The organism is Martinezella rhizogenes (assembly GCF_007002745.1).
Lineage (GTDB): Bacteria > Pseudomonadota > Alphaproteobacteria > Rhizobiales > Rhizobiaceae > Agrobacterium > Agrobacterium cucumeris.
The window spans coordinates 823,664-850,204 of record NZ_SGNY01000001.1; the positions used below are offsets into that span (position 1 = coordinate 823,664).

Sequence of the window (26,541 nt, forward strand, 5' to 3'; positions counted from 1 at the left end):
GTGTTCTCTCCGGAGATAAGATGGAATTATCGTTTATAGGTGGGCTTGATGAAGGGCAGGGCAGCGACGGCAACGGGCAGGTATTTGCCGCGTACTTCCGCAAAAATCGCCGTGCCGGGAGCCGCGTAGGACACGGGCACATACCCCATGGCGACAGGGCCTTCGACCGAAGGGCCAAAACCGCCAGAGGTCACTTCGCCGATTTCCGTCTTGCCTTCGGCATCCGCGAAAAGCTTCGAATGGCCACGCACCGGCGCCTTGCCCTCGGGCTTCAGACCGACGCGGCGGCGCGAGGTGCCATCCTTGAGTTCGCCGAGAATGCGCTCCGCCCCCGGAAAACCGCCTTCGCGATCACCACCGGTGCGGCGCGCCTTCTGGATTGCCCATTCAAGCGAGGCTTCGATGGGTGACGTCGTGGTATCGATGTCGTTGCCATAAAGACAAAGGCCGGCTTCGAGACGCAGACTGTCGCGCGCGCCAAGCCCGATGGCTTCGCAATCGGGATGTTCGAGCAGGGCTTTGGCGATTTCCTCCGCCTTGCCGGCGGGTACGGAGATTTCAAAACCGTCCTCACCGGAATAGCCGGAACGGGAAACGATGCAGGGCACGTCATGCAGCGGCACTTCCTGCACGTCCATGAACTTCATTTCGGACACGCCAGCCCACAGTTCCGCCAGCACCTCTTCGGCGCGTGGTCCCTGCAGCGCGATCAGCGCGCGATCGCCAAGAAGGGTGATATCGCAGGCGTCGGAAAGATGCGCCTTCATATGGGCGACATCCGCATCCTTGCAGGCCGCATTGACGACGACGAAAAGATGGTCGCCGCGATTGGTGATCATCAGGTCATCGAGGATGTGGCCGTTATCGTCGGTGAAGAAGCCATAACGCTGGCGGCCTTCCTTGAGGCCAAGAATATCGACCGGCACAAGCGTCTCAAGCGCACGAGCGGCATCGGCATTGTCGCCGGACTTAGCCTTCACGATCACCTGTCCCATATGGGAGACGTCGAACAGACCGGCGGAGGTACGTGTCTGAAGATGTTCCTTCATGACGCCGGCCGGATATTGCACCGGCATGTCGTAACCGGCAAACGGCACCATGCGGGCGCCGAGCGAAACATGCAGGGAATGGAGCGGCGTGGTTTTAAGCTCGGCGGTATCGTCCAAGGACGCCTCCAGGGTTGCGCGAAATATCGCGCGGGCTCAGGTCATGGCGCAGACGCGCCGGTTCAAGAGCCCCCTCTGTCCTTGTCGCCTGAGATTGTTATCCCTTCGGCGAGCCGTCCTTTAGATCAAGGTGGCTTCTCTCCAGAGTTCCGTCGTCACCGCTGGTCCTTTTGCCTGAGAGTTTCCGGGGCGGTTGCTCCTTCGGCACCGCAGTGAAGCGGCTTCTCCCAACGATGATGCGACGCTCATTATCTTCGAAGCCCCGCTGTTGGCAAGGACCAAATGACGCATCTGAACAGATTCTTGCTCCATCTGCGCCATCGGCAGCGCAAGATGCGTTCAATAGTCGGAATGTCAGGCAATATCAGTCGGATTTTTTCTCCGGCAAGCCCTTGCGTTTCGTCGAGGCGAAATCCTCAAGTTCCTTTTCTGTCATGGACTTCTCCATACTTTTTGAAGCACCTTGTAAACTGGATTTCTTGATGTCGCCGCGTTTGGCGGCCAATGCTGCACCCGCCGCTTTCTGCTGGGCTTTCGATTTGGCTGGCATGTCTGCCTCCTCTGAAACGATGGTTCCAGCAGGAAAATGCTGCCTTGCGACGATTGTTCCCTTGCGAGACGTCAAGCATGCGGCAAAATTCCCCTTTGAAATCGGCAGGAAAGCGGGATATCGCATGAGGTCATGGATGCAAATCGAAACCGACGACTGACAGGGATGGAGACAATGCTTCGCATTTTCTGCGCGGCCTTGATGTTGTCGCTCGGTTTTGCCCACAAGCCCGTGCTGGCCGCAGCGCCGACGGTGTCTCTGGACGAGAGCTACCGGCTGCCGGACGGCACCTTTGCGGAAATCTGCCTTGGCCACGGCGATGGCGTCAACGTCTCCCATGGCAAGGACGATCCGGCCCATTCCGGCGATGCCATGCTGTTTTGCGAGGCCTGCCTGCTGGCCTCATCCATTCTTCTGCCGATACCCGACACCGAAGGCTGGCTGAAGACCGAATTCTCCTGGCTCGACAATCGTCTGAGCGCAAATTGGAGCTTCCGCTCTGTCCTGACGATTGAGAAACCCGCAGCGCGGGGGCCTCCATCCCTGTTCGCCTGATTTTTCGTTTTACGGGATCATCGCCGCCTGCTGGCGGCACGGAGCGACTGCCACGGCCCTTAAGGGATGCAGTCGAAGGGACAAGAGACATGAAGACCACCAAAATCATCACCTGCACATTGTTCGTCGCCTCGGTTTCGACCGCGCAGGCTTTCGCCCACGCCACTTTTGTTGACGGCTCGGCCGAACAGGAAAGCACCGTCGTCGCCGCGCTGCAGGTGCCGCACGGCTGCGACGGCGGACTTGCCACGACAGAAGTGCAGATCAAGCTGCCGGAAGGCTTCATTTCCGCCAAGCCGCAGCCCAAGGCCGGCTGGGAGCTGGAAGTCATCAAGGGTGACTACCAGAAGGCGTACAAGAACCACGGCAAGGAAATCAAAAGCGGCCCAGTCGAAATCCGCTGGAAGGGTGGCAATCTGCCGGATGAATTTTACGACACCTTCGCCGTACAGGGTAAAATCTCCGGCATCGAAGCCGGACAGGACCTGCCCTTCAAGGTAACGCAGCTTTGTGGCGACAAGGGAAAGGTTTCCTGGGATGAGGTGGCGGCAGCCGGTGTCGATCCGCACTCGCTGAAAAGCCCCGCCCCAACCATTCGCGTTGCCGCAAAGGCGGCCCATGCTGCCGGCGGCCATGATCATGGCGCCATGGATATGGATGTCGTAAAGGCTGGCAGCCTTGAGGTTTCCGGCGGTGCGACCAAGGCCATGCTGCCGGGCCAGCCAGTGGGCGGCGGCTACGTGACGATCAAGAACGCCGGCACCAGCGACGACAAGCTGATCGGCGTCGAATCCTCCACTTCCGGTCGTGCCGAAATCCACGAGATGGCTATGGTCAACGACGTCATGAAGATGCGCAAGCTGGATGACGGCATCGTCATTCCCGCCGGCCAGACGGTGGAACTGAAACCCGGCGGCCTGCACATGATGTTCTTCGACGTGAAGAAGCCCTTTGCCGAAGGCGACAAAGTGCCGGTAACGTTGATCTTCGAAAAGGCCGGCAAGGTTGAGATCGTACTATCCGCCGCCAGCGCGGCCAAGGGCAACGGTGGCGACCACCAGCACAATTGATCAATAAAGAGCGGCTACCGGAACGCGTGACAGGTCCGGTAGCCGCAAGCTTTTTTATTATTGTATCTCGTTTCTAGCGCCGTGGCGGAAAAGGCGTGATGGCCATCGCCTCCGTGATTTTTCCGGCATTCGGTTGTAAATATTTAGAAAATCATCCTGACGCCAGCCTGAATGCCGAAGGCCTGCCGATCGCGTAGCTTTATTTAGAAATTAAATTAAAATATTCAGATATCAGTCTGATTAAAATCGTTATTTTCAGATCGAGTTTTGGCGTTGTTTTCCTCATAGGCTTCCACAGCCTGCTCGAGCGTCGCCTGCGGTTCGTGGCGCTGGCTGGCGGCGGTGAGGAAATAGAGGGTGAGCGCCGGCGGCTTGATGGCCGTCATCAGGGCTCGCAGCTGAAAGTCGTCGCCATGTTCGGCCTTGCGCGCCAGTTCGTGAATGGCCTCTTCGACCTCGCTCTTGCGCGGCACGCGCTGCGACGGCTTGACGGCTTCCAGCGCATAGGCTGCCGTATTCGCAGAAACGGAAAGAACCTGTGTCATTCAACCTCCGGCCATCTTCGCGACCCTTGAAAATTGGAGAATACCATCCGCGTCTTGTTGGAAGGCTAAATCACGGGGCTGCAATTTAATCGTATTTTAGTGGACGCAAGCGGCGGGCAGAGGACTTTCGCCCGCAGTTACGATGGTCTAAAACTGCGTCGGACTGCCCGGTCCGGCCATTTCCTCCGGAGACATAATCCCCATGGTGAATATCGCTCTTGTCGCCGTCGGCGGCGCAATCGGTTCCGTTTTTCGTTATCTGGTCGGCGTCTGGAGCGTTCGGCTGGCGGGGGTGAATTTTCCCTGGGGAACACTGGCGGTCAACGTGGTCGGATCGTTCCTGATCGGTCTTCTGGTCGAGCTGGTAGCGCGGCGATTGAATGCCTCGATGGAAATGCGCCTGTTTCTCGTCACCGGCGTGCTTGGCGGCTTCACGACATTTTCGTCCTTCTCGCTTGATGCGGTAACACTTTTCGAACGCGGCGCGCTCGGCCTTTCGGCCGTTTACATCCTCGCAAGCCTCGTGGTTTCCATCGCTGCGGTTTTTGCCGGGCTGGCCTTGGGCCGCAGTTTGTTCTAAAGGCTTGATCCAAACGGCGCGCCGACGAACAGAGCGCGCGATCAAGACAGAAAGACTGGAAATTTCATGGCAGGTATCGAGCATATCAAGGTCGAGGCCGACGAGGCCGGTATGCGCCTGGATCGCTGGTTCAAGATTCATTATCCGGGCCTTGGTTTCGGCCAATTGCAGAAGCTGCTGCGTTCCGGCCAGGTGCGCGTGGATGGCGGCCGGGTGAAGACGGATGCGCGGGTGCAGCCGGGGCAGATGGTGCGTGTACCGCCTGTTGATTCCGACCTGAAGGTCAAAACCGGCCCGATTGGCTCCAGGGACCTCAAACATTCGGAAGACGCCGAACTTCTGGCGCGCATGCTGCTGCATGAAGACGACAAGGTTTTCGTTTTCAACAAGCCGGCCGGCATTGCCGTGCAGGGCGGTTCCGGCGTCAACCGTCATATTGACGGGCTTCTGGAAGCATGGACGAGCCCGAAGGGTGAAAAACCGCGCCTGGTGCACCGTCTGGACCGCGATACGTCAGGCGTGCTGGTGGTTGCCCGCACAAGAGGTGCGGCGCAGAAACTGACGGCCGCCTTCCGTGAGCGCGATACCAAGAAAACTTACTGGGCGCTGGTCAAGGGCGTGCCGCGCAAACATCAGGACAAGATTTCCACCTGGCTGGTTAAAGAGCAGACGATGGATGGCGACCGCATGCGCATCGCCAAACACGGCGAGGAGGGGGCCGATCACGCCATTTCCTATTACCGTGTCATCGATACAGCCGCGCAGAACCTCGCCTGGCTGGAAATGGAACCCTATACCGGCCGTACCCACCAGCTTCGCGTTCATGCGCTGCATATGGGACATCCGATCATCGGCGATCCCAAATATTACATCGACGATCCGAACTGGGATTTCCCGGGCGGCATCCAGAAGCGCCTGCACCTGCATGCGCGCCATATCGACATACCGCACCCTAATGGCGGCCGGCTTCGGGTCAGCGCGCCTTTGCCGCCGCATATGGTGCAGACTTGGAACCTGCTCGGCCTCGACGTGGCCGATGGCGATAGGGAAGATTGATATCAGATGAAACTGGTTCTTTTCGATTGCGACGGCACGCTGGTGGACAGCGCCGGCCTTATCCATGCCGTGATGGCCGACACGTTTGCCGATTTCGGAAAGCCGCGTCCGGATATCTCGCAGACCAAGGCGATCATCGGCCTGACGCTCGATATCGCCATAGCCCGCATGCTCGGCAAGACGCACGTGGATGACGAGGCGCTTGCGATGACGGCGCGTTATCGTGAAATCTATCACCCGATCCGGGAGCGCCCGGGCATGATCGAACCGCTTTTCGACGGCATCGCGCCTTTGATTGACACGCTTTCGAAACGGGATGACGTGCTGATCGGCGCCGTCACCGGCAAGGGTCGGCGCGGGCTGACCCATATTCTCGAAACCCACGGTTTTACGGATCACTTCATCGTTTCGCGCACGGCGGATGATTGCCCCTCCAAGCCGCATCCGGCCATGGTGATGGAATGCTGCCATGAAACCGGCATGGTTCCGGCCGACACTGTCGTCATCGGCGATGCGATCTATGACATGCAGATGGCCAAGGCCGCCGGCGCAAAAGCCATCGGTGTTGCCTGGGGTTATGCCTCGGTCGACGATCTCTGGAAGGCCGGCGCCGATGCAGTCGTCAGCCACCCGCGTGAAATCCCGGCCTATGTTCCGGCCGATATTTGAATAATCTTCTACCTGACTGATGAGGACGTGCCATGCGTGATCTCCTGAACGACCTTTCGGAGGGCCTGAGCCACCCCGACCCGATCCTGCGTGCGCAAATCCAGATGCAGAAGCCTTTGCCGAAGCGGTTCTACAAGGACGTGACCGTCGCTGATGTGGAGGAGGGCGGTTTCACCATCCATCTTGATGGCAAGCCGCTGCGCACGCCCGCCAAGAAGCCGCTGATCGTGCCGACGAAGGCGCTCGCAGGCCTGCTTCGCGACGAATGGGATGCACAGAAGGAAGTGGTGAACCCGGTGATCATGCCGGTGTCTCGGCACGTGAACACCGCCATTGATGGCATCGCCAGCGACACCCAGGCGGTTTTCGAAGACATCCTGCGTTTCTCGTCCTCCGATCTCCTGTGTTATCGCGCCGGCGATCCCGAAGCATTGGTTCAACGTCAGACTGACCATTGGGATCCGGTGCTCGACTGGGCCGCCAATGTACTTGGCGCCCGCTTTATTCTCGTCGAAGGTGTCATGCACCGTGACCAGCCGCGCGAAGCCATCGCTGCCTTCGCGGTGACGCTGCGGAAATACGATGCGCCGATCGCACTTGCTGCTCTTCACACCATGACGTCATTGACCGGCTCCGCCATTCTGGCCCTTGCACTGGCGGAAGGCGAGCTGACTCTTGAGGAGACCTGGGCGCTTGCCCATCTCGACGAGGACTGGACCGCCGAACAATGGGGTGAGGATGAGGAGGCGCTGGAACGCCGCGCCGTCAGGCTCATCGATATGCGCGCGGCACTCCATGTTCTGGAGTCGCTGAAGAGCGCCTCTTAACGGTTTTCTAACCCTGATGATCGAATATGCGGTTACCTCACGTTAGGGGAGCCGCTGATCATGAACACCACGCTGAAACGCCTTGGCATTGTTTTGCTGGCGTGTTTCACGCTCATGTCTTTCAGGCTGGAACCGGAAGCGACCAATGCCGACCGGTTGCTTTACGATGTGCGCGGCGCATTCGTCGCCGCACGCCCGGATGTCGCACCGGCGCTGATGCAGTCCATCCATGCTCAGGTACAGAGTGCTATCAGGACGACGGCGCGTGGCGAGACCAGACCACGTGTTGTGCTGACCATCCGTCTCACATCCGTCACGCGCGCGCCGTTCCTGTTCGGGGAGCGCGCCTCGGCCAAGGTGATCGTCCGCGCTGCGGCCGTGGCAACCGGCGAGGTGATCGCCGAGGCCAAATTCACCGCCACCGTTGTCAGCTTCGACAATCAGTCCATCGAGCAGGAACTTGCCTATGGCGTCGCTGAACGGGTGATCCGCGAATTCCGGCTGAACCGTTCCGGCCCGACGACACTGGCGACGGCGCTTTTTCCATAAACAGGACGCGAGACGAGCACACGAAAGCCATTCGTCTCTTTGCTGTGGATCCGCTGCTTCAAAAAAGTGCGCCTCGACGTTCGTAGCTTCACATACGTTGCGTATCTTAATTGACATACGCTGCGTACGTCACTATCTCGCATACGTAACGTATGTGAAGTGACGTTCGAAGCTTTGAAAACAGTGCTTCGCCGTCCATTGCCACTCAACCCAAAAGAGAGAAGCAAAATGACCGAACGCGAAGCGATTTTCCCTGCCAACAGGCACGCGCTTTACGAGGAACATGGTTATTCCGCAGCCATTCGCTCCGGTGACCTTCTGTTCGTTTCCGGGCAGGTTGGCAGCCGTGCCGACGGAACGCCTGAACCGGACTTTGAACGGCAGGTCCGGCTGGCCTTCGAGAACCTGAAAGCCACGCTTGAGGCGGCAGGCTGCACCTTTGACGACATAGTCGACGTGACGACGTTCCACACGGACCCGGAAAACCAGTTTGGAACCATCATGAAGGTCAAACAGGAGATTTTCAGCAAATCGCCTTACCCGAACTGGACTGCCGTCGGTGTCAACTGGCTCGCCGGTTTCGATTTCGAGATCAAGGTCATTGCCCGCATCCCATGATGTCGGGCCGGGCCTGAAATGGCGGCGCTCTCAGGGCGCCGCCAGCTCTGTCTTCATCCTCACTTCAGCCGCTCGGCGTGCCACTTCAGGTGGTCGTCCATGAAGGTGGAGATGAAATAATAGGAATGGTCGTAGCGATCGTGCATGCGCAACGTCAGGCCGATATCCGTGCCCTTGATCGCCTCTTCGAACAACCATGGGCGCAGACCTTTCTCAAGGAAGCTATCGGCCTTGCCCTGGTCGATCAGGAACTCGGGAAAGCGGGCGCCATCTTCAACCAGTGAGCAGGCGTCATATTGACGCCACGCGGCCCGATCCGCACCGAGATATTTTTCCAGCGCCGGTTCGGACCAGTCGGCGGAGGAGGGCGCCACGATCGGCGCAAAGGCGGAGCAGCTCTTGAAACGCTCGGGGTTCTTGAGCGCGATGGTCATTGCACCATGGCCGCCCATCGAATGGCCGAATATGCCCTGACGGCTCATATCCGCGCGGAAATGCTGACCGATGAGGGCAGGCAGCTCTTCCGTCACGTAGCTGTACATATGGTAGTGCTCAGACCACGGTGCCTCGGTGGCATCGAGGTAAAAGCCGGCCCCCTTGCCCATCTGCCAGTTGGTCAGCTCATCCGGCACGTCATTGCCGCGCGGGCTGGTATCGGGGCAGACGATGATCAGGCCCAGTTCGGAAGCCATGCGGCGATATTCGCCTTTTTCCATGACATTGGCATGGGTGCAGGTGAGGCCGGAGAGATACCAGACAACCGGGCAGGGCTCATGGACCGCTTTCGGCGGCACATAGACTGCAAAGGTCATCTCGGACTTCAATGTTTCGGATGTGTGCGAAAATACGCCCTGCATGCCGTCAAAAGCCGTATTTTGCGAAATGATGTTCATGAAGCCATTCCTTTGAGAAAAGTTTTCCGGTTCAGCCCGCAAGCGAGACAGCGGCATTCACCGCCGCCGCCACCAGAACCGTGTTGAAAAAGAAAGAAACGATGGAGTGAAGCAGCGTGACCTTGCGCATGGCGGTCGTTGTCACCCCCACATCCGATGTCTGCGCCGTCATGCCGATCACCACGGCAAAATAGAGGAAGTCGTAACCGCAGGGTTCCTTCGTCGCCGGAAAATCCATGCCGCCGCGATGCTGGCGCTTGCCATCCACCATGGCCGGCCGCCAGTATAAATGCGCATAGTGCAGGGCCGTCATGGTGTGGATCGTCAACCAGCCGAAAATCACCGAGGCGAAGGCGATGAGCAGGGTCCACACTGTTTCGCCCGTATGATTGAGCGCCTGAAACAATGAGACAACGGCAACCGCCACCGCAAGCAGTGTGACGGCGATGATGGCGATTGCCGGCAGATCGTCGCTATCGGCGTGGGCCTTCAGATGCTGCGCCGTCAATCCCGGCAGACGAAAGGCAACCAGCGTCAGATAGGTCAGGAAAAACAGAACGGCTGCGATTTCTATGGCAAGCGATGGCGCCAAGGCCAATGCCAGACCAAGACCAAGAGCACCGGCGAAAAAAGCGAAGACGAAAGGCTGATGTCGGCGAAAGGCATTGCTGCCGGTCGTCGCGGAGCTTTTTGGTTTGGCCGTGGTCATGGGCGGCACCTTTCTGTTTGCAGCCTCATTTTTTGACACGGCGGCAGAAGCGGTCAAGCGTCTCCAGAAAAGCGGAGCGGTCGCGCGGCGAAAAAGCTGCGTTATATCCCTTGCTCTCACCGGTTTCACGCAGATGCGCGCCAAGATCACGCATTGCCGTGGCCATGCCGATATTGGCCTGGTCAAAAACACGGCCCGTCGGTCCCGTCACCAGCGCGCCCTTGGCAACACAGCGCCCGGCCAGCGGCACATCGGCGGTGATGACGATATCGTTTTCGCTGGCATGTTCAGCAATCCAGTCGTCAGCCGCATCGAAACCGGCCGATACGATGACGTTCTTCACCATCGGATCCCGCGAGGGGCGCAGGCCGGAATTGGCGACGAAGGTCACCTCCAACCCATGTCGCTCGGCCACCTTGAGGATCTCCGGTTTCACCGGGCAGGCATCGGCATCGACATAGATTTGCGGGTTTTTCGACATGGGCACTCTTCGCAGATAATTCTTGCGACGCTTTTACGGGCAAATGCAGCGATTACCAAGCCCGTCGTCGCCGAAATGCTGGCTTGACAAGGCACGGGAATGGGCTTGCGACAACGCCGAGACTTCCGTATGTTCTCTTTATGTTCTATTGTTTGGAGATGTCGGATGCTGGAAGAATTCATCGTTCAGGCCAAGTCTGCCACCTATGTCGGCGGCGGCGATAAATCCGCGATTTCCACCCGAAAGGGATCGCACGATCTCACCTATCGGCAAGGCGACTGGCACTATATCGACAGCTACTTCGGCGGAACCGATTTCATCGGGCAGGAGGTGGTCTGGCATCAGGGTGTCGCGCTATGGGCGATGAATTATTATGGCCGTATCCTGAGACCGGATATGATCGACGCCGGGATGGCGGGCAGGGTCATCCAGCACTCCCTCTCAAGGCTTTATAAGGAAGGGCGGTTTCTCGGTGGTTTCACCCATCAGCTTGAGGAGCTGATTTATGTGGACGCCAATGAAGGCGAATTCCGATCTTTTACCGGGGTGGAGAGGATTTATCGCGAGGATATCGAGGTTTACCGGCTCGACTATCATGGCGGAACGATAAAGCCCTAGGGTTGGCAGAGGTCGCGCTGCAAGTGGCTGAGAAAAAGAGGCGATGAAGGTTCATCGCCTCCATTGAGATTTTCAGATCAGCCGGGCTGCTTCGTCTTGCGAAGATAGGGAAGCACCGTGTCGTAGGAGCCGAAACGGGCAATCGCATCTTCGTTGGAGACGGCAGCGGTAATAATGACATCCTCGCCCTGTTTCCAGTTGGCTGGCGTTGCCACCTGGTGCTTGGACGTCAGCTGGATGGAATCGATCGCGCGAAGAATTTCCTCGAAGTTGCGGCCGGTGGTCATCGGGTAGGTGAGGACCAGCTTGATCTTCTTGTCGGGGCCGATGACGAAAACGGAACGCACGGTGGCGTTGTCAGCCGGGGTGCGGCCTTCGGAGCTGTCGCCAGCACCGGCCGGCAGCATGTCATAGAGCTTGGCGACCTTCAGGTCCTTGTCGCCGATCAGCGGATAATCGACATTGAAACCTGTCGCGGTGCGGATGTCGTTTTTCCATTTTTCATGGCTTTCGACCGGATCGACCGAAATACCGATGATCTTGACGCCGCGTTTTTCAAATTCCGGCTGCAGGCCGCCCATCGCGCCGAGTTCCGTGGTGCAAACCGGCGTGAAATTCTTCGGATGCGAAAACAGCACCGCCCAGCCGTCGCCGATCCAGTCGTGAAAGCTCACCGGCCCATGGGTGGTCTCGGCGGTGAAATCAGGTGCTATGTCGTTGATACGCAGGCTCATCTGATAGTTTCTCCCTAATGATTTGAACTGAAATTCTGATGATTTTCGGCAATCCGTATCCGGCGCCGAAGCTTAGTGTGTCTGCACGAAATGGCCAGCCTTTTCATCGCGCCGCGGTGATGTTGCCAAGCAGCAGAAGTTTGCGAAGTTCCCGCAAAAGCTTGATGACGTTGCATGGCGGCTATGGCCAGTCCGACAATTTCTGACACGCGTGATACGGACAGGAGAATCTGCTGAATTTGCGGCAAGCTTATGCGACCTTTGGCCACGCCGCCAAAAGCGCTGGGGGGCGCGCGACTAGGAGAACGGGCAGGGAGGTGCCATCGGTTGTTTTTCCACGCTGATATAGGTCAGGAGAGCCGAATGCCGATGACGTTCCATCCCCTAAGGCGGCGGCAGGAGAGCGAAAATCATTGGCGAGACCGGTTGAATGTCGCAGGTGCCGCCATTATTCCTGAGTGGATCGGGGGCCATTCATGACAACATCCTCTGCGCCGGTTTCAGCGGCCGTTCGGGCGCGCATACCGCCCACAGTCTGGGTCCTTGGTTTCGTCAGCCTGCTGATGGATATCTCCTCGGAGATGGTACAGACGCTGTTGCCCTATTATCTCGTATCGGGCCTTGGCGCTTCTGCCGTCACGGTCGGTTTCATCGAGGGCCTGTCGGTTGCCATCGCGACCACAACCAAGCTGTTTTCCGGGATTATCGCGGACTGGACGCGGCGACGGAAGATGCTTGCGGTGATCGGATATGGTCTTGGGGCGATCTCCAAACTCGCTTTTCCCTTCGCCACCTCGCTAGGCTGGATTGTCGTCGCCAAGGCGGTGGATCGCATCGGCAAGGGCATTCGCGGAACACCGCGTGACGCGCTGATTGCCGATGTGACGCCCGCCGAAATCCGGGGAGCGGCATTCGGGCTCAGAAAGTCGCTTGATACGGTCGGCGGTTTCATCGGGCCGCTGGCGGCGATCGCGCTGATGTTTGCACTGAGCGAAAATGTTCTCGCCATTTTCTGGATCGCGGTCATTCCCGCATTCCTTGCCGTTTTCATCCTCATGATCGGCGTGAAAGAGCCGGATGCGCCGGCGAAAACGAAATCGGACAAGCCGTTCCGGATCGCCGATTTTGCAAAGCTCAATCCTGCGGTCTGGGTGGTGATCCTTGGGGCGTCGCTTTTGACCTTTGCGCGGTTTAGCGAGGCGTTCCTGTTGCTGAAATCGGAGGAGGCGGGGTTCAGGCCGGCCTGGATACCCATCACCATGGTCATCATGCATGCCGTTTACGGCCTGACGGCCTATCCAGCCGGCCGGCTTTCAGACCGCATCGGCCGGTCGGGCATTCTCGCTTCAAGCGTGGTGGTGCTGGCAGCCTCCTATCTCGTGCTCGCTTATGCCAACTCCATTCCGCTGTTCCTGATCGGCATTCTTCTCTGGGGCCTGCATATGGGCCTGTCGCAGGGTCTGCTCGCCACCCTCATCGCAGAAACGGCGCCGTCAAATCTCAAGGGCACCGCCTTCGGTGTCTTTAACCTGATGATGGGTGTGGCGGTGCTCCTCGGCAATGTCATCGCCGGATTGGTGTGGGATATCCACGGATCGTTCGGCACCTTCATCCTGGGCGCAGCGCTGTCTTGCGCGGCATTGCCGGTGTTGATCTGGATATCCCGCCGGGGAAGCGCCTTAGCCCGATAAGGCGCGAAAAGATTGTTTTCACTATTTGAAACGCCTATTCTGGCGCGGCATCACCACGCCGTCTCCAAACCCGATGTGATGGAGAATACCGATGACGATCACGATTACCGCCTTTGAACGCTCACCCGATGGCGGCAAGGGTCTCGCCCGTGACATGCGTGTTCGCTGGGCACTGGAAGAGGTGGGCCAGCCCTATGATGTGCGCCTTCTCTCCTTCAAGGCGATGAAGGAACCGGAACATCTCATGCTTCAGCCCTTCGGACAGATTCCGACCTATGAAGAAGGCGGCCTCGTCCTGTTCGAATCCGGCGCCATCATCTTTCATATAGCCGAGAGCCATGCCGGCTTGCTGCCAGAAGAAGCGGGAGCCCGGGCGCGGGCGATAAGCTGGATGTTCGCGGCCCTCAGCACCATGGAGCCGCCAATCGTCGAGCACTTTGTCACCGGCTCTCTCGAAAGGGACAAAAGCTGGCATGATGAACGCCTTCGAATGGTGGATGAACGCATTCGCAGGCGGCTCGGTGAATTGTCCCGCCGCCTCAGCGCCGCCGACTGGCTCGATGGCGCGTTCAGCGCCGGCGATCTGCTGATGGTGTCGGTCCTGCAAAGGATCATAAGTTCAGGCATTCTCGACGAATATCCGAACCTTTCAGCTTATGTGGCCAGAGGTGAAGCGCGTCCCGCCTATAAGCGGGCTTTCGCCGATCAACTGGCGGTTTTCAAAGCCGCGCAGAATGCTTGACCGTCTCACTCCGATACATTGACGCGATATGCCATTCCAAGCGACCGGGGCGCGGTCTCCTTGAAGCCGAATTTTTCATATAACTTATTAGCCGGCACATCGGCGATCAGGCTGACATAGGCTGATGCGGGAAACTCGCTCTTCACATGCTCCATCAGCGCATTCATGATCGCCTTGCCCAGCCCGCGGCCCTGATGCTCGGGCTTGACGGCGATGTCCACCACCTGAAAAAAGCAGCCGCCGTCACCGATAATCCTGCCCATGCCGATGGCGGAATCCTCGTGCAGAACCAGCACGGAAAAAACGGTGCCCGGCAAGCCTTTCTCTGCCGCCTCCCGCGAGAACGGGCTAAGCCCTGCCACGGCGCGCAGATGCAGATACTCCTCGACGGAAGGGGTTCTTGCCACGACTGAATAGGCGGGGTGGTTCATCGACATCTCCTCATCGTCGCGCCACGACTTTGTCGTCTGGCGCCCGAGAGTGGTTCTACATCCATATTTGTCGATTCTGAACCGGACTTATCCAGGGTATCCGGGCGCCCACCATCCTGCCGGGCGAGACCGATACGCCAATCATGAACAACCGAGCGCGTCCACCCGTGAAGGAAGAACGCGCTCGCTCCTCAATGAGGGTCTTTCGTGTAAACGAATGTCGGTACACACCAGTTAAAGCGTATTGCAAGGAGCCGGAGCATCAAGCCGAGGGCCATTGCAACGAGCGAGGATACCGCGTGGGAGACACCCAGAAGGGGCACGAGCAAGTAGATCAGGCCCGTAAAGACTGAGACGGTTGCATAGAGTTCCGAACGAAATAGGAGCGGTACTTCGTTGCACAGGATATCCCGAAGTACGCCGCCCAGACATCCGGTCAGCACGCCAGCCGCCACCACGACAATCAGCGGCAGGTTGAGGCTTGACGCAATCTGGCAGCCGATGACGGTGAAGACGACCAGTCCTATCGCGTCGAGAAAAAGGAACATCTTGCGCAAGTGATACATATATCGGGCGATGGGGATCGTCGCCAGAGCCGATAATCCCGTCACGAGGAGATAGCTGGGATTTTCGACCCACGACAGCGGATAGTGGTTCAGAAAAACATCGCGCACGGTTCCGCCGCCGAGGGCGGTAATACATCCAAGCAGAAATACGCCGATCCAATCCATTTCGCGACGGCCGGCGGCGAGTGCGGCTGTCATGGCTTCTGCGACAATCGCAACGAAATAGAGGATATGGATAATGTCGTTCGTCGGGGGGACGATCATCGAATAACCTGAAAATTCAGTATCTGCGAATGACATGGGTTCATCGTCTATTCAGTAGTTCATCAAAGGAGATGCCTGTGGGTTCCCGAACGATGGCCGAACCCCGAGAAGCGGTGCGGCGCGCTCGATGATATCGCGCACCATCGGCGCGGCATTGAAGGCCGCCAGGCGCCCGCCGCGCTCACCGGAAAGCGGAGCATCAATGATCGACAGCACCAAATAACGGGGGCGGTGCATGGGGAATGCCGCGAGGAATGTATTGAAGTTCAGGTTCTTCGCGTATTTGCCATTGATAACCTTTTCCGCTGTCCCGGTTTTCCCGCCTACATCAAAACCGGCCACCTGGGCGTTTCGGCCAGAACCTTGGGTGCCGTTGTACCAGAACAGCTCACGGACCTTTGCGCTGGTCGATGCCTGCAGGACACGTCTGCCGGTGATTTGGTGACGCCTCCCAGTGTCGGCAATGAAAGTCGGCTGCCGGAACATGCCGCCGTTGACAAGGGCCGCCGCAGCCGCAGCCGTCTGTAGCGGCGTCGTGGCCAGACCGTGACCGAAGGAAATCGTGGCGGAATTGATCTTTTTCCAGTTCCTTGGCGCCGTGGGCGAAGCTATTTCCGGCAACTCCGTCTGCATCTTTGACAACAGGCCCAGTCTGAAGAGAAACTGCTGGTGATTTTCCAGGCCAACGAGATCAGCGACCTTTGCCGTGCCGATATTTGATGAGTAGCGAAAGACTTCCCGGATTGTCAGCGGCCTTCCTCGGCCGTGGAAATCCCGGATGATGAAACCACCCATTTTCAGGGGGCGGGAGGCATCCACGACCGAGTTCAGAGTGACGACGCCCGCATCAATCCCCATGGCAAGGGTAAACGCCTTGAAGGTCGAGCCCATTTCAACCGCTGAATTGCTCATGCGGTTGAACCATCCCTTTTCGTAGTCCCTGTCGATCGTGCCGTCGGCAAGGCGACGCGAAGGTTCATTCGGGTCATAGTCGGGGACGGATGCCATCGCGAGAACCTCGCCTGTGTCGACATCGATTATGACGGCACCTGCCGCCTCCGCCTGATAGTTCCTCACGGCATCGCCAACGACGTTATGCAGGATGCTCTGAACACGCAAATCGATGGACAGCCGGACCGGTTCAAGCTGGGTGGGATCTGTAAGGCCGACGCCACGCAGGTCTGCCAGACCTTGCCTGTCGAGATAGCGCTCAATGCCCGCCAGCCCCTGATTGTCGATATTCACATGCCCGACAATGTGGGACGCCACCGGGCCGCCTGGATAAAAACGCCGCTTTTCCGGTCTGAATCCGATGCCCGGAATGCCAAGGCGCATGATCTCAGCCTCCTGGCGGGGCGTAAGCTGTCTCCTGATCCATTGAAAACCGGAGTCAGACGTTAGTTTTCTGTGCAGATCAGCCCAGTCCAGATCGGGAACAACAGAGGCGAGCTTTTCGATGGCTTCATTTGCATCAACAACACGACGAGGCTCCGCATAAAGCGAGATGAGATTGATATCCGTTGCGATAAGCTGGCCGTTGCGGTCCAGAATGTCGGGGCGGGAGGCGATTATATTGGGTGATCGTGGAATGCTCGCCGTCGCTTCGTTCTCGGAAAAATAGCCATATTGCAAAAGGCGGACTGCGATCGCGGCATAACCGATCGCGAATGCCACGATGAGCAGGCCCACCCGCTGACGATTTCGAGTGGAAGACTTTACGCTGTGTTTTTTCGCAGGAAGAACAAGGTATCCAATGGTACCTTTCCTGTAACGAGCAATCAAAGACATGAAAATACTCCACGCTCACGCGTCGGGAATAGGGTGGGAAGGCGGGCGGGTCCAACCGGTCACTGCACGCGTGCAGGACAGACCCTGTCACGCGGCATTTTACACCGCGCCAAATCCCGGAAAATTCGGCAATGGCGCAGGCTCGATCTGCGCATAATCAGGAACGCCACAAGGGCTTGAGGCTTTCACTTATGAAGTCCATGGCAACACGTATGCGTGGCGTGTCGCGCACGTCTTCGTGGATCACCAGCCATACGTCGATCCTGATGCCTGGATCGAGTGGATCGAATCTCACAAGACCATGTTCGGCGGCGAGGTAGGCGGGCAGCAGTGCCACTCCACACCCGCCCGCGGCGGCGGCAGCCTGTATGCGCAGATCGTTGCTGCACATGAAAACCTCGTCGGCCGAAAGCCTGTCATCAAGCCAGCGATAGTGATCCGACTCCCGCATGGTATCGTCGTAACTGATGTAAAGAGGGGGGCCATTTCTCGTCGGGTAGGCAGGATCGGCATAGAGGAAATAGGACAATTGTCCAAGGCGGCGCGCAACCAGTGTGGCTTCGCTCGGCCGCTTCAGGCTGATGGCAATATCCGCTTCTCCCTTGGAGAGGGACATCGCCTCCATGGTGCCGACAAGACGGAGCCTTACGTCAGGATGCTGAGATTGCAGCGCGGAGATTTGCGGTGCAATGAAGCTGTAGAGCAACGATGGCGGGGCGGATACCACGATATCACCTTCGATACCGTTCTGGCCGGAACCGGCGCAACGGCTCAGAGCAAATGCAGACCTGCTCATTTCCTCGGCGAAGTTCGCGACGTCGCGGCCCATATCGGTCAGTACATATGATCGTGGCCTGCGATCCACGAGCTTCACCGAAAGCGAGGTTTCCAGCGATGTGATGCGCCGACTGACAGTCGTATGATCGACGCGTAGCGCCTTGGCGGTTGCCGTGATGGAGCCGTGGTGAGCGAAGGCGGAGAAAAATCGCAAATCTTCCCAATCGACCATTTTAAATTTCCTGAATTAGGCAGTGTTTTATGAGAACCCCAGATCGGTATCATCGCGAGAAGGCAGGTCGCGAGGTGCTTGCACCACACCTGTCGAGCGCCGTTGCCCGGTGAAACCGCGTGGAGCTGTTCAAATTTTGAAGGGGACCGGGGTGAAATGCCGCCGCTGAAGCCGGCTGACACGAGCGACGGCGCGCCGGAATGCGCCACGCCTGCCAAGGCTGTGTAGGGCAAATGCCATTGCCGCCATCGTCACTGAAAATGGTCTTGAAATTGCGTCAATGCAATCGACTGTCGATAGGGAAGGGTGACTTCCAGCCATAGGTGCTCCTTGCCCTTTTCCTGGGCTCTTGGCACCCCCTCTGTCATTGGCCTGAGAGATTCGCTCACCTTGTTTCGGCGAACTTACACCATCGGCGCGAGCATCAGCTCGCTTTTCAGAGTTTGTATGATCTTGCAGCGGTCCTTTTGCCTGAGAGTTTCCGGGGTGGTTGCTCCGTCGGCGCCGATGTCGGGAGATATCGGTCTCTCCCGCTGCTCGATATGTGTTGCTCCATGCCTCTGTCGCGAGGTTTGGAGCGCTGTGATCTGGCGTTTCCGAGACCGAAAGGCCCCAGATCCGCTAAACCGAACGACGCGAAATATGGTGCCGTTTATGGCGTAAATTTGACCCGCAGCGGTTATTCTTAGTCACTGCGCGCTCAGATTGACGCTATCAGATGACCAAAAGCGGCGTTTTTCCCTTCACTCGGTCATAAAGATCAATCGCATCCTGCATCAGCATCCTGACGCAACCCGAGGACGAATTTTTACCTATGGTTCTCCAGCTCGGTGATCCATGAATACGATAGAGCGTATCCTTGCCGTTCTGGAAAATGTACATGGCGCGCGCACCCAGAGGATTCCGGGGGCCGGGGGCCATTCCGCCAGCTTCAACACCGTATGGCTTGAGTTCAGGATTACGGGCGATCATATCCTCCGGCGCCTTCCATCTTGGCCATTTCTGCTTCCATTGAACGACAGCGCGCCCTTTCCATGATCGGCCCTGAGTTCCAAGCCCTACGCCGTAACGTATGGCTCGGCCACGGGGGAGAACCCAGTAAAGGAACCTATCATTTGTATCTACGACAATTGAATAGGCGGGCTCTGCGGTGATGTATTCAACCTCCTGTCGGAGATATTGTGGGTCGATGGCGCGGTAGTTGACAGCTGGAACGTCAAAGCCACCATCCGTCAGCGCAGCATAAATCTCGTCGTAAGCAAAACCGGTACCCGCAGGCTTTGGCCCGTTATCCTTCGATGTTTTTGCGGCTGTCGTCGTCTCGTTTTTATGTTCGGGCAGGGTAGCCGCGTTAACTTCGAGTTTCGTCTTGGGAACCTGCTCGCAACCTGCAGCCAGAAATGAACTGATGGCCAGGGTGAGCAGCGATCTGCGAGACAAGTGAGAATTGATTTTCTGTTCCAAGGCTGTTCTGCTGTCGAATTCTAGGGGCTGTGCCGGGATCGGGGCGGACAACCGGCGAAGCGCCAAGGCCCGGATGTCTGCGGCGCGACAGAAACCATGAAATCTGCCCATTCGATACTGCACAAATACGCAGATTGGCCCTGCGACATTCCCGGTAAAACCGGCTTTGATATGTATTGGGACCGATCCTGCAAACACAACCTTTTGCCGTCTTGCGATAATTTCTGGATCGGTCATAAAATCCGTCCGGCAACCGGACTTGCGTACCGGCAAGTTCCAACGTTGATATTAACCAGCGTCGTGCAAGGAGAGGGCCGGATTTCAGCGGCCCAAGGCATCGCATCTACAAGATGACCGCCGCATGCGATGATCGCATAAGATAGATTATGGAACTAAATTGCGGTTGAGACGGCGGTCCGGACCAGAAAACGCCTTCGCGACAACGTCACGGACGTTGGCAGGTCAGGATAAAGCGTCGATAAACGAAGGTGCGCAGCCGGTTGCGCAGGTCGGCTTTTTTACGCTGCGCTTTGGCGATTGGGTCGTGGGAATGGAGTTTTATCTCCGCGAAGCCAGCGCCAGTCAGCAACGGCATCAACATGTGAGGCCGCAGCCCTTCACCGAATGGAAGTCCCTTCATGATGGCGGCGTGGCGGCTGCCCAGAGCGCCGTCATAATGACTGTCTTCGCCCACGACACGATCGATGAGCGCAATAAGCAGTCTCGCAATGCGTCCGGTCGGTTTCGGCGTCGCCCAATCGCCGTCGAAAAACAGAAGCCGGCCGCCCGGACGGAGAAGCCTGAACCATTCGTGGAACGTCTGTTCGGGTTGCGTCAAAGTCCAGACCAGATGCCTGCAGATGATTGCGTCATAGGATGCGTCGGGCTCCATGGTGTTTTCGGCATCCGCCATGATGAAACGCAGCCTCGGTTTACCGGCATGTTTGGCGCGTGCCACAGCCAGCATCGCCTCTGAAAAATCGAGCGCCGTAACATCGTGGCCGAGATCATGGATCAGCCGCGTCACCTCGCCGGTGCCGCAGGCCAGTTCAAGGACCCGTTTCGGTTCCGCGCCGATCAGCTCGCGGATCGGTTTCTGCCATGCCTCGGCTTCCGGACCGGCTGAGATTTTATGTCCGAAAGCAAGATCGAAGGTCTCAGATCTTTTGGACCAATAGTCGCGGATTTCCTCCTTGAGATCGAAATTGCCGCCATCCATCGTGTCGTCCTTTGTGTGTTGCATCTGCGAGTTCCGGCAAAACGATCAGTCGGATGTGTCGAATACGGTATTGAGCGTCGCAACCGTGATGGCGATTGCGATGCCGGGCCAGATCATCAGGCTTGGATGATCGAAGATGAAAACGCGATACTCGAACAACATCGAGCCCCAGTCCGGTTTGGAAGGGTCCGCGCCAAGCCCGATAAAGGCCAGCGAGGCATAGGCGGTGACGGCAAAACCCGCCTGATTTCCGGTATGGGTTATCATCAGCGGCAGGATATTCGGCAGAAGATGGCGCAGGACCATCCGCAAGGGCGGAACGCCCAGCGCCTGTGCGGCATGGACAAAGGGTTGCCCAAGCACGCGCCGGCTGAGGGAATGGGCAAGCAGAGCCGTCGGACCAATGCCGGCAAGACCAAGCGCCAGCCCGGCCGTCATCGGTGTAAGCCCAAAAATCGCCGCCGCCGTCAGGGCGATGATGAGCGTCGGAACGGTGATGAAGAATTCGCAACAGCGCAGCACCACCCTCTCCTGCCAGCCACCCAGCACCGCAGCGCCGGCGCCGAGCAAGGTGCCGCCGGTAAAGGCGATGGTGCCGACCGATAACAGCACAAGCGCGGTGCGCCATCCGCCCGCCATGAGGCGCGAAAGAAGATCGCGGCCGAGATGATCGGTACCCAGCAGGTGCTGCGCCGTCATACCGGAATGGCGGGCCAGGATATCCACGGCGTCAGGATCATATGGCTGCCAGATGGCGCTCAGAAGCAGGAAAAGGGCCAGAACGGCAAGTGCGAAATACCGGAGCATCAGGCGAGCCGTGGATCCAGAAGACGTTGAAACAGCTGCACGATCAGGTTCATGAAGAGCAGCCAAAGCGCGATGACCATCACATAGGCCTGCAGCACCATCTGGTCGCGCACCGCGATGCTTTGCACGAGAAACTGGCTGATGCCGGGAAGATTGAAGAGGATTTCCATGGTCGCCGTCGAACCGATCACCCACCCCGCCTCCGAGCGCACCGCCGAAAGCAGGGCATAAAACGCGCCACGATGCGCGTGACGCCAGAGCGCCTGCCGGTGCGAAAGCCCCTTGGCGAGAGCGGTGCGAAAATACGGCTGTCGGGTGGTCTCGATCATGTCGCGGCGGTAGATGCGAGCAAAGACGGCGGCCGAATGGCAGGCGATCAGGATGACGGGCAGAACGATTGCCGTTATGTCGGTTCCGAACGGACGGATCCAGCGCAGCTGGACGCCGAGAACCCAGAGCAGGACAAGCCCCAGCCAGAAACCGGGAACAGCCTGCACAAACACCGAAAATGCCCGGCTGGCACGATCAGCAATGCCGCCTGGCCGCGCCGCAGCGCTGAAACCGAGCGGTACGGCGACGGCAATGGCGAGGAGAAGGCCGGAAATACCGAGCATGAGCGAGAGAGGCAGACGTTCGATAAATTCCGCAAAGACGGATTCGCCGGTGCGGAAGGATCGTCCCCAGTCGCCGGTCACGAAATCCACGAGCCAGTGCAGATAACGCAGGATGAGCGGGCGATCGAGCCCCCACCCTTCCCGCAGCGCTGCAACGGTTTCACTCGTGGCCGTCAGGTTCCACACCCGAATGGCAATCTGCACCGGATCGGCGGGCATCCATGCGATGAGCGTGAAGGATGCGAATGAAAGCGCAACCATTCCCACCACGGAATATATGCCGAACCGGAGCAATTGCATCTGACCTTACCGCGCTTCGCCTATATCGCCGCGCAGGACATAATAGTCGGAACCCCAGGGCTCGTAGTTCTGCAGCCGCTTCGAAACGCCGACATACCAGACCGGCGAAACCAAGAAGGATGCGGGAACGTCGGTAAACAGCTTTGCCTGCGCATCAAGCGCGATCGTGGCGCGTTCGCCGGCCTCGCCAGCCGTCGCGAAACGATCGAGAATGGCATCGAATTCGGGCGAGGCGTATTTCGCATAATTGAGCGAGGCGCCGCTGCGCAGCATCGAATTGAGGAAAAAGGCCGGGTCTCCGTTCGGTGCGGTATGCTGCGCCCAGAGCGCGATGTCGAATTCACCGGCAGCAGCCACGTCCTGGATATTTTCAACGACCTTCGTGTCGAGTTCGATGCCTATTCTGGCCAGCTGCGCCTTGACCACCGGCAGCATGGTGACGAGGTCCGGGCGCTGCGGATAGGTAATGGCGAGAAGGCGCAACGGCGTGCCGTCCTTCTCACGCTTCCCTGACCCGTTCTTCGTCCAGCCGGCTTCGTCGAGAAGCGCTTCGGCCTTTACAAGATCGGTCTGTCGCTGCTCTTTCCCGGCAAAGGGGAAATAGGCGGCATAAGCACCGGTCGCGGGTTCACCGCCATTGATGGCGGCCGCCAGTTCCCTGCGGTCGAAGCCGAGATCGAGCGCCTGGCGTACTTTAATATCGGCGGTAACCGGCCTCGTTGTGTTCAGGAAAGCGAGATATTGATAACCGACAGGGAAAGACTTGATCGTCAGATCCGGATTGGCTTTCAAACGGCTTACGACTTCCGAAGGCAATCCGAAGGCAAGGTCCAGTTCACCCGCCTCCAGCGCCAGTGTCATGCTTTGCGCATCGCCGAACCTGCGGAAATCAACCGGGGAACGGGCATCCGCATTGGCAAATTGGGTGTTCGGCGTAAGTGTCAGTGATGTATCGGCCTTGAAATCCGCAATCTGGTACGGCCCGGTGAACAGCGCCTTATCATCGGTTGCTGGCTTGTAGGCGATCAGCGGCCATTCGGCGAAAAGCGCCTGAAGAAAAGCCACCGGCTTTTCCGTGGTGATCATCAGCGTCAGGTTGTCAGCCGCCTTGAAATCCAGCTTTCCACCCGTTGCCAGCGCCGCCTTGTTGGTCGCAAATGTGTGGTCGAAACCGGCGGCAAGCGCAGCCGCCGTTACAGGCGAACCATCAGAAAAGGCGCGGCCCGGTTTCAGCGTCACCTTCCAGCTGAGATCGCCGGTGCGTTCCGCTTTTTCGGCAAGACCGGCCACAAGCCGCCCTTCCCGATCGACGGTGAAGAGGTTTTCACCCACGCCATGGCTGACAAGCGCCCAGCCGTTCGATCCCTTTGCCGGGTCGAGACCGCTCGTGATGTAGGTGGCGCCAACGCGCAACGGCTCGGTGGCGAGAGCGCTGGCGCCCACACCCGTGATCAAGGCCGCAAGCGCGGCCGCGGCCAGACGTGAAAAGCTCTTTGCCGACATTCTATTTCCTCTCATGCTATTCGGACAGATTACGAAGCCGCTGTTTGCGGCCGGTCGGGTGGTAGGCGAAATCGTCAACGACGCGGCCACCCAGCAGATGTTCGGCAACGATGCGATCGACTGCCTCTTCCGTGACGCCGCCATAATAGGTGCCCTCGGGAAAGACCTGCAGGACAGGCGCAAGGTTGCAGGGGCCAAGACAGGTGGACTTGGCGGTCATGGTCCCCTCTCCCGTTACCCGAAGTTTCTGCCGTTCCTGCTGGTTGCGCAGATGGCCCCAGATCACATCCGCACCCGCCGAGTTGCATGGCGCCCCCTGGCAGACGAGCACACGACGCTTCTGCGCCGGGACCAGCGATCCTTCACCTGCCGGGCGAACAGGCCCTGAAAGGTCAAGCGCCTGCGCCGTTTCGGCCAGATCTTCGAGCAGGCGCGCCATCAGGCTGCTCGATGTGGGACTTGCTGTTATGGAAAGGGACGGCCATGGCCGGAGGTCGCCTGCCCGCCATCGTTTCAATGTCTTGGTCATCCAGTTGTGAAAACTGGGCTCGAGCGGCAGCATCAGCGGAACGATCAGGACATGGCCGACATCCTCATCGATCAGCTCGAACAGCGCTTCATGGAGTGACGGTGTTCCCTGCTCCGTGAAGGCGATGCGAACGGTCTGAGCGCCGCAAAGCCCTTCGGCCTGCATTGCCAGCCGCTGCATGTCCTGATGAGGCGCGGCGGCAAAGGCCGACTTGGCGACAAGCAGCACCGCGTCCGGCACGGAAGGCTCGCGATGGGTGGGATGGGTACTATCTGTCACATTGCCTCATTCACGAGGCGGCGTCGAAAATGACGGGTCTCCGGCAGAAGACCGGAAACAGCCATCATTCCCATGGCACCCCCCGACCACGGAATTACATGATGTCAGGCAGGTCTCCTGGCTTGCGGGTCGAGGCCGTCTCACCTGTCTTCCCGGCATCGCTGCCAGTGACATCGTGGGCGATCGGCTCACCGCTTACAGTTGCGGGACAGCTCCGGAATTTAACCGGATTCCCTCTTAGCTTCCGCCGGGCGGCGAAAGAACCATGACGGAGCGACCCTACACTGCCGCCGGTCACTGTCAACCGCCTGCACGGGTAGTCTGATTTCCACGCAACAAAGCTTTATAATCATGTTACGTTATAAAGTAACGTTAAACATGACAGATACCTGGCCGTCAAGGCTCTCCTCTAAGGAATTGGCTGAGAGACTGGCGGGACGCGAAACCACAATGTTTGATGTCTGTGGGTCAAATCGACGAAAGACAGGCGACCTAGCCTTTCAACGCCGTCAGATAATCGACCACGGCGCGGGCATGCACGGGAAGTCCCGCAAAACTTCGCGCGCAGATAAGCAGATGACGGCGCGCCCAGACATCGGAGATCGAGACTGTCCTGAAGGGCAATTCGGCCTGATACCTCAAGGCATAGACCTCCGGCACGATGGCAAGCCCGACACCGCTGCTGACCATGGCGCAGATATCTTCGAAACTATCCAGACGGATACGCAATTTGAACGGCCGGCCCTCGCGCGCCGCATGGGTTGCCAGATGCCCCTGAAGCGCACTTTCCGCCGGCAGACCGACAAAGGGTTCGTCGAGAAGCTCCGCGAACGTCACCATATCCCGGTCCGCGAGCGGATGGCTGGCAGGTGTGATCAGAACAAGGCTGTCGATCTCGAAAGGCCGTGTTTCCAGCGTTCCCGTATCGGTCGTGTCCGCCGCAATGCCGAGATCCGCTTGCCCGGCGGCAACGGCTGCAACCACATCGGGGCTCTGGCGCTCTTCAAGGTCTATGTCGATGGTCGGGTGATCCACGAGATATCGGAGAAGGGCGCCGGGAAGATGCGCCATTGCCGCCCGCCCCGAAAATATCCGGACCTGCCCTCGCAGACCCCGCGCATAAAGCTGCAGATCACCCCTCATCTGCTCCATCTGCCCAAGCACGATACGGGCATGATGGGCCAGAGCATCCCCCGCCGGCGTCGCTTTGACCCCGCGGGCGCCACGATCGAGAAGGGATACGCCGCTCATTTCTTCCATGCCGCGAATACGCGCGCTCGCCGATGGCAAGGCCATGCCCGTGCGGTCTGCTCCCTGCGTAATACTTTCCGCCTCGACCACGTGAAGAAACAGGCGGAGGTCGGTCAAATCGAAGCGCATTTGCCCCTCCGGTCCGGACCCTTCGGATAATCCGAAGGGTTTCCTTGTATCTTCCGCATTGTGCGAAGTCACGGACAACGATCATTGTCGCCGTAGTTTATTGATCCGGAACGACATACATGGACGCCTCAGAAGCCCTCCTCCGCGCCATCGCCTTCAGACTGGCGCTGCTCGTCCTTGCTGTGTTCGCTGCAAGGACGCTCCCCGACAACAGGTCGGCAATCGACGCAACAGTTACCGCATCCGTCGCCTACGGATCACTGCATTCGGACAAGGACAGCGCCCTCATGCACGACATGGCTTTGCACGACTAGGGAGCCGGATGCCCGATAGAC

The 26,541-nt window shown here is 58.5% G+C and carries 30 protein-coding genes, 1 pseudogene and 3 riboswitches; of the genes and pseudogenes, 13 read left to right on the forward strand and 18 right to left on the reverse strand.

The features are described 5' to 3' along the window. Positions 1-26: 26 nt before the first annotated feature. A complete protein-coding gene (gene gcvT / locus EXN68_RS04140) occupies positions 27-1,166 on the reverse strand; it encodes a glycine cleavage system aminomethyltransferase GcvT (protein WP_142839724.1) in 1,140 nt (379 codons plus the stop codon). A 152-nt stretch (positions 1,167-1,318) separates the two neighbouring features. Further along, a riboswitch (glycine riboswitch) is annotated at positions 1,319-1,406 on the reverse strand. A 124-nt stretch (positions 1,407-1,530) separates the two neighbouring features. Beyond that, a complete protein-coding gene (locus tag EXN68_RS04145; protein ID WP_142839725.1) occupies positions 1,531-1,716 on the reverse strand; it encodes a DUF3008 family protein in 186 nt (61 codons plus the stop codon). 165 nt (positions 1,717-1,881) lie between these two features. Between EXN68_RS04145 and EXN68_RS04150 the strand changes: the two genes are divergently transcribed. After that, a complete protein-coding gene (locus EXN68_RS04150) occupies positions 1,882-2,271 on the forward strand; it encodes a hypothetical protein (protein ID WP_404944513.1) in 390 nt (129 codons plus the stop codon). A gap of 89 nt (positions 2,272-2,360) precedes the next feature. Further along, a complete protein-coding gene (locus tag EXN68_RS04155; protein WP_142839727.1) occupies positions 2,361-3,341 on the forward strand; it encodes a DUF1775 domain-containing protein in 981 nt (326 codons plus the stop codon). Positions 3,342-3,565: 224 nt separating this feature from the next. Here the strand turns inward: EXN68_RS04155 and EXN68_RS04160 are convergent, their stop codons facing one another. Next, positions 3,566-3,886, reverse strand: a complete 321-nt coding sequence (locus EXN68_RS04160; RefSeq protein WP_142839728.1) for a hypothetical protein — start codon at positions 3,884-3,886, stop codon at positions 3,566-3,568. Between the two features lie 202 nt (positions 3,887-4,088). Here EXN68_RS04160 and crcB point away from each other — a divergent pair, with 202 nt between their 5' ends. The 6 genes from crcB to EXN68_RS04190 all read left to right on the forward strand — a co-directional run bounded on the left by crcB (position 4,089) and on the right by EXN68_RS04190 (position 8,185). Then, the gene (gene crcB, locus EXN68_RS04165; RefSeq protein WP_142839729.1) at positions 4,089-4,466 is read left to right on the forward strand and encodes a fluoride efflux transporter CrcB; all 378 of its coding nucleotides are present in this window, start codon (positions 4,089-4,091) and stop codon (positions 4,464-4,466) included. Between the two features lie 66 nt (positions 4,467-4,532). After that, positions 4,533-5,522 carry an RluA family pseudouridine synthase gene (locus tag EXN68_RS04170; protein ID WP_142839730.1) on the forward strand — a complete coding sequence of 330 codons (990 nt, stop codon included), beginning with the start codon at positions 4,533-4,535 and terminating at the stop codon, positions 5,520-5,522. Positions 5,523-5,528: 6 nt separating this feature from the next. Then, entirely contained in the window at positions 5,529-6,191 is a 663-nt protein-coding gene (locus EXN68_RS04175) for an HAD family hydrolase (RefSeq protein WP_142839731.1), read from the forward strand. A 32-nt stretch (positions 6,192-6,223) separates the two neighbouring features. After that, on the forward strand, positions 6,224-7,018 hold the full coding sequence (locus EXN68_RS04180) for an ATP12 family chaperone protein (protein WP_142839732.1): 795 nt from the start codon (positions 6,224-6,226) through the stop codon (positions 7,016-7,018). A gap of 60 nt (positions 7,019-7,078) precedes the next feature. Continuing rightward, positions 7,079-7,567, forward strand: a complete 489-nt coding sequence (locus EXN68_RS04185) for a hypothetical protein (RefSeq protein ID WP_142839733.1) — start codon at positions 7,079-7,081, stop codon at positions 7,565-7,567. A gap of 228 nt (positions 7,568-7,795) precedes the next feature. Continuing rightward, positions 7,796-8,185, forward strand: a complete 390-nt coding sequence (locus tag EXN68_RS04190; protein WP_142839734.1) for a RidA family protein — start codon at positions 7,796-7,798, stop codon at positions 8,183-8,185. Positions 8,186-8,244: 59 nt separating this feature from the next. Here EXN68_RS04190 and fghA read toward each other — a convergent pair whose 3' ends face one another. Genes fghA through EXN68_RS04205 form a run of 3 tightly spaced genes read right to left on the reverse strand, consistent with a single transcriptional unit; the run spans position 8,245 to position 10,268 of the window. Continuing rightward, positions 8,245-9,078 (reverse strand): S-formylglutathione hydrolase, encoded by an 834-nt coding sequence (gene fghA / locus EXN68_RS04195; protein ID WP_142839735.1) that lies wholly within the window; start codon positions 9,076-9,078, stop codon positions 8,245-8,247. Positions 9,079-9,109: 31 nt separating this feature from the next. Continuing rightward, positions 9,110-9,787 carry a DUF1345 domain-containing protein gene (locus EXN68_RS04200; protein ID WP_142839736.1) on the reverse strand — a complete coding sequence of 226 codons (678 nt, stop codon included), beginning with the start codon at positions 9,785-9,787 and terminating at the stop codon, positions 9,110-9,112. A 25-nt stretch (positions 9,788-9,812) separates the two neighbouring features. Further along, entirely contained in the window at positions 9,813-10,268 is a 456-nt protein-coding gene (locus EXN68_RS04205; RefSeq protein ID WP_142839737.1) for a YaiI/YqxD family protein, read from the reverse strand. Positions 10,269-10,433: 165 nt separating this feature from the next. On the opposite strand from EXN68_RS04205, the gene EXN68_RS04210 reads away from it, so the two are divergent. Further along, positions 10,434-10,886 (forward strand): DUF5680 domain-containing protein, encoded by a 453-nt coding sequence (locus EXN68_RS04210; protein WP_142839738.1) that lies wholly within the window; start codon positions 10,434-10,436, stop codon positions 10,884-10,886. Positions 10,887-10,963: 77 nt separating this feature from the next. Here the strand turns inward: EXN68_RS04210 and EXN68_RS04215 are convergent, their stop codons facing one another. Then, on the reverse strand, positions 10,964-11,620 hold the full coding sequence (locus EXN68_RS04215) for a peroxiredoxin (protein WP_035217366.1): 657 nt from the start codon (positions 11,618-11,620) through the stop codon (positions 10,964-10,966). Positions 11,621-12,096: 476 nt separating this feature from the next. Here EXN68_RS04215 and EXN68_RS04220 point away from each other — a divergent pair, with 476 nt between their 5' ends. Both EXN68_RS04220 and EXN68_RS04225 read left to right on the forward strand, forming a co-directional pair. Beyond that, on the forward strand, positions 12,097-13,311 hold the full coding sequence (locus EXN68_RS04220; RefSeq protein ID WP_142839739.1) for an MFS transporter: 1,215 nt from the start codon (positions 12,097-12,099) through the stop codon (positions 13,309-13,311). A 91-nt stretch (positions 13,312-13,402) separates the two neighbouring features. Beyond that, complete coding sequence (locus tag EXN68_RS04225; RefSeq protein ID WP_142839740.1) at positions 13,403-14,053, forward strand: glutathione S-transferase family protein; 651 nt, start codon at positions 13,403-13,405, stop codon at positions 14,051-14,053. A gap of 5 nt (positions 14,054-14,058) precedes the next feature. On the opposite strand, the gene EXN68_RS04230 is transcribed toward EXN68_RS04225, so the two are convergent. Continuing rightward, positions 14,059-14,490, reverse strand: a complete 432-nt coding sequence (locus EXN68_RS04230; protein ID WP_404944514.1) for a GNAT family N-acetyltransferase — start codon at positions 14,488-14,490, stop codon at positions 14,059-14,061. An 86-nt stretch (positions 14,491-14,576) separates the two neighbouring features. On the opposite strand from EXN68_RS04230, the pseudogene EXN68_RS27855 reads away from it, so the two are divergent. After that, positions 14,577-14,669, forward strand: a pseudogene (locus tag EXN68_RS27855) (3-oxoacyl-ACP reductase); the annotation flags it as partial. A 6-nt stretch (positions 14,670-14,675) separates the two neighbouring features. Here the strand turns inward: EXN68_RS27855 and EXN68_RS04240 are convergent. The 10 genes from EXN68_RS04240 to EXN68_RS04285 all read right to left on the reverse strand — a co-directional run bounded on the left by EXN68_RS04240 (position 14,676) and on the right by EXN68_RS04285 (position 26,206). Further along, the gene (locus EXN68_RS04240) at positions 14,676-15,350 is read right to left on the reverse strand and encodes a trimeric intracellular cation channel family protein (RefSeq protein ID WP_237681349.1); all 675 of its coding nucleotides are present in this window, start codon (positions 15,348-15,350) and stop codon (positions 14,676-14,678) included. A 15-nt stretch (positions 15,351-15,365) separates the two neighbouring features. Continuing rightward, positions 15,366-17,102 (reverse strand): peptidoglycan D,D-transpeptidase FtsI family protein, encoded by a 1,737-nt coding sequence (locus EXN68_RS04245; RefSeq protein WP_404944515.1) that lies wholly within the window; start codon positions 17,100-17,102, stop codon positions 15,366-15,368. A gap of 157 nt (positions 17,103-17,259) precedes the next feature. Next, positions 17,260-18,111, reverse strand: coding sequence for a LysR family transcriptional regulator (locus EXN68_RS04250; RefSeq protein ID WP_142839742.1), 852 nt, complete (start codon positions 18,109-18,111; stop codon positions 17,260-17,262). 449 nt (positions 18,112-18,560) lie between these two features. Then, positions 18,561-18,654: riboswitch (glycine riboswitch) on the reverse strand. 171 nt (positions 18,655-18,825) lie between these two features. Further along, positions 18,826-19,686: a L,D-transpeptidase gene (locus EXN68_RS04255; protein ID WP_142839966.1), complete on the reverse strand. Its 861-nt coding sequence runs from the start codon at positions 19,684-19,686 to the stop codon at positions 18,826-18,828. A gap of 334 nt (positions 19,687-20,020) precedes the next feature. Further along, complete coding sequence (locus EXN68_RS04260) at positions 20,021-20,794, reverse strand: class I SAM-dependent methyltransferase (RefSeq protein WP_142839967.1); 774 nt, start codon at positions 20,792-20,794, stop codon at positions 20,021-20,023. Between the two features lie 45 nt (positions 20,795-20,839). After that, positions 20,840-21,601 (reverse strand): ABC transporter permease, encoded by a 762-nt coding sequence (locus EXN68_RS04265; RefSeq protein WP_142839743.1) that lies wholly within the window; start codon positions 21,599-21,601, stop codon positions 20,840-20,842. Then, the gene (locus tag EXN68_RS04270) at positions 21,601-22,515 is read right to left on the reverse strand and encodes an ABC transporter permease (protein WP_269699565.1); all 915 of its coding nucleotides are present in this window, start codon (positions 22,513-22,515) and stop codon (positions 21,601-21,603) included. The genes EXN68_RS04265 and EXN68_RS04270 overlap by 1 nt, the downstream gene beginning before the upstream one ends. Before the next feature lie 6 nt (positions 22,516-22,521). After that, the gene (locus EXN68_RS04275; RefSeq protein WP_142839744.1) at positions 22,522-24,018 is read right to left on the reverse strand and encodes an ABC transporter substrate-binding protein; all 1,497 of its coding nucleotides are present in this window, start codon (positions 24,016-24,018) and stop codon (positions 22,522-22,524) included. Positions 24,019-24,034: 16 nt separating this feature from the next. Beyond that, a complete protein-coding gene (locus EXN68_RS04280) occupies positions 24,035-24,826 on the reverse strand; it encodes a (2Fe-2S) ferredoxin domain-containing protein (protein WP_237681350.1) in 792 nt (263 codons plus the stop codon). 90 nt (positions 24,827-24,916) lie between these two features. Further along, a riboswitch (cobalamin riboswitch) is annotated at positions 24,917-25,110 on the reverse strand. 208 nt (positions 25,111-25,318) lie between these two features. Continuing rightward, on the reverse strand, positions 25,319-26,206 hold the full coding sequence (locus EXN68_RS04285) for a LysR family transcriptional regulator (protein WP_142839745.1): 888 nt from the start codon (positions 26,204-26,206) through the stop codon (positions 25,319-25,321). Between the two features lie 119 nt (positions 26,207-26,325). On the opposite strand from EXN68_RS04285, the gene EXN68_RS04290 reads away from it, so the two are divergent. Beyond that, on the forward strand, positions 26,326-26,520 hold the full coding sequence (locus EXN68_RS04290; protein ID WP_142839746.1) for a hypothetical protein: 195 nt from the start codon (positions 26,326-26,328) through the stop codon (positions 26,518-26,520). Positions 26,521-26,541: the final 21 nt, after the last annotated feature.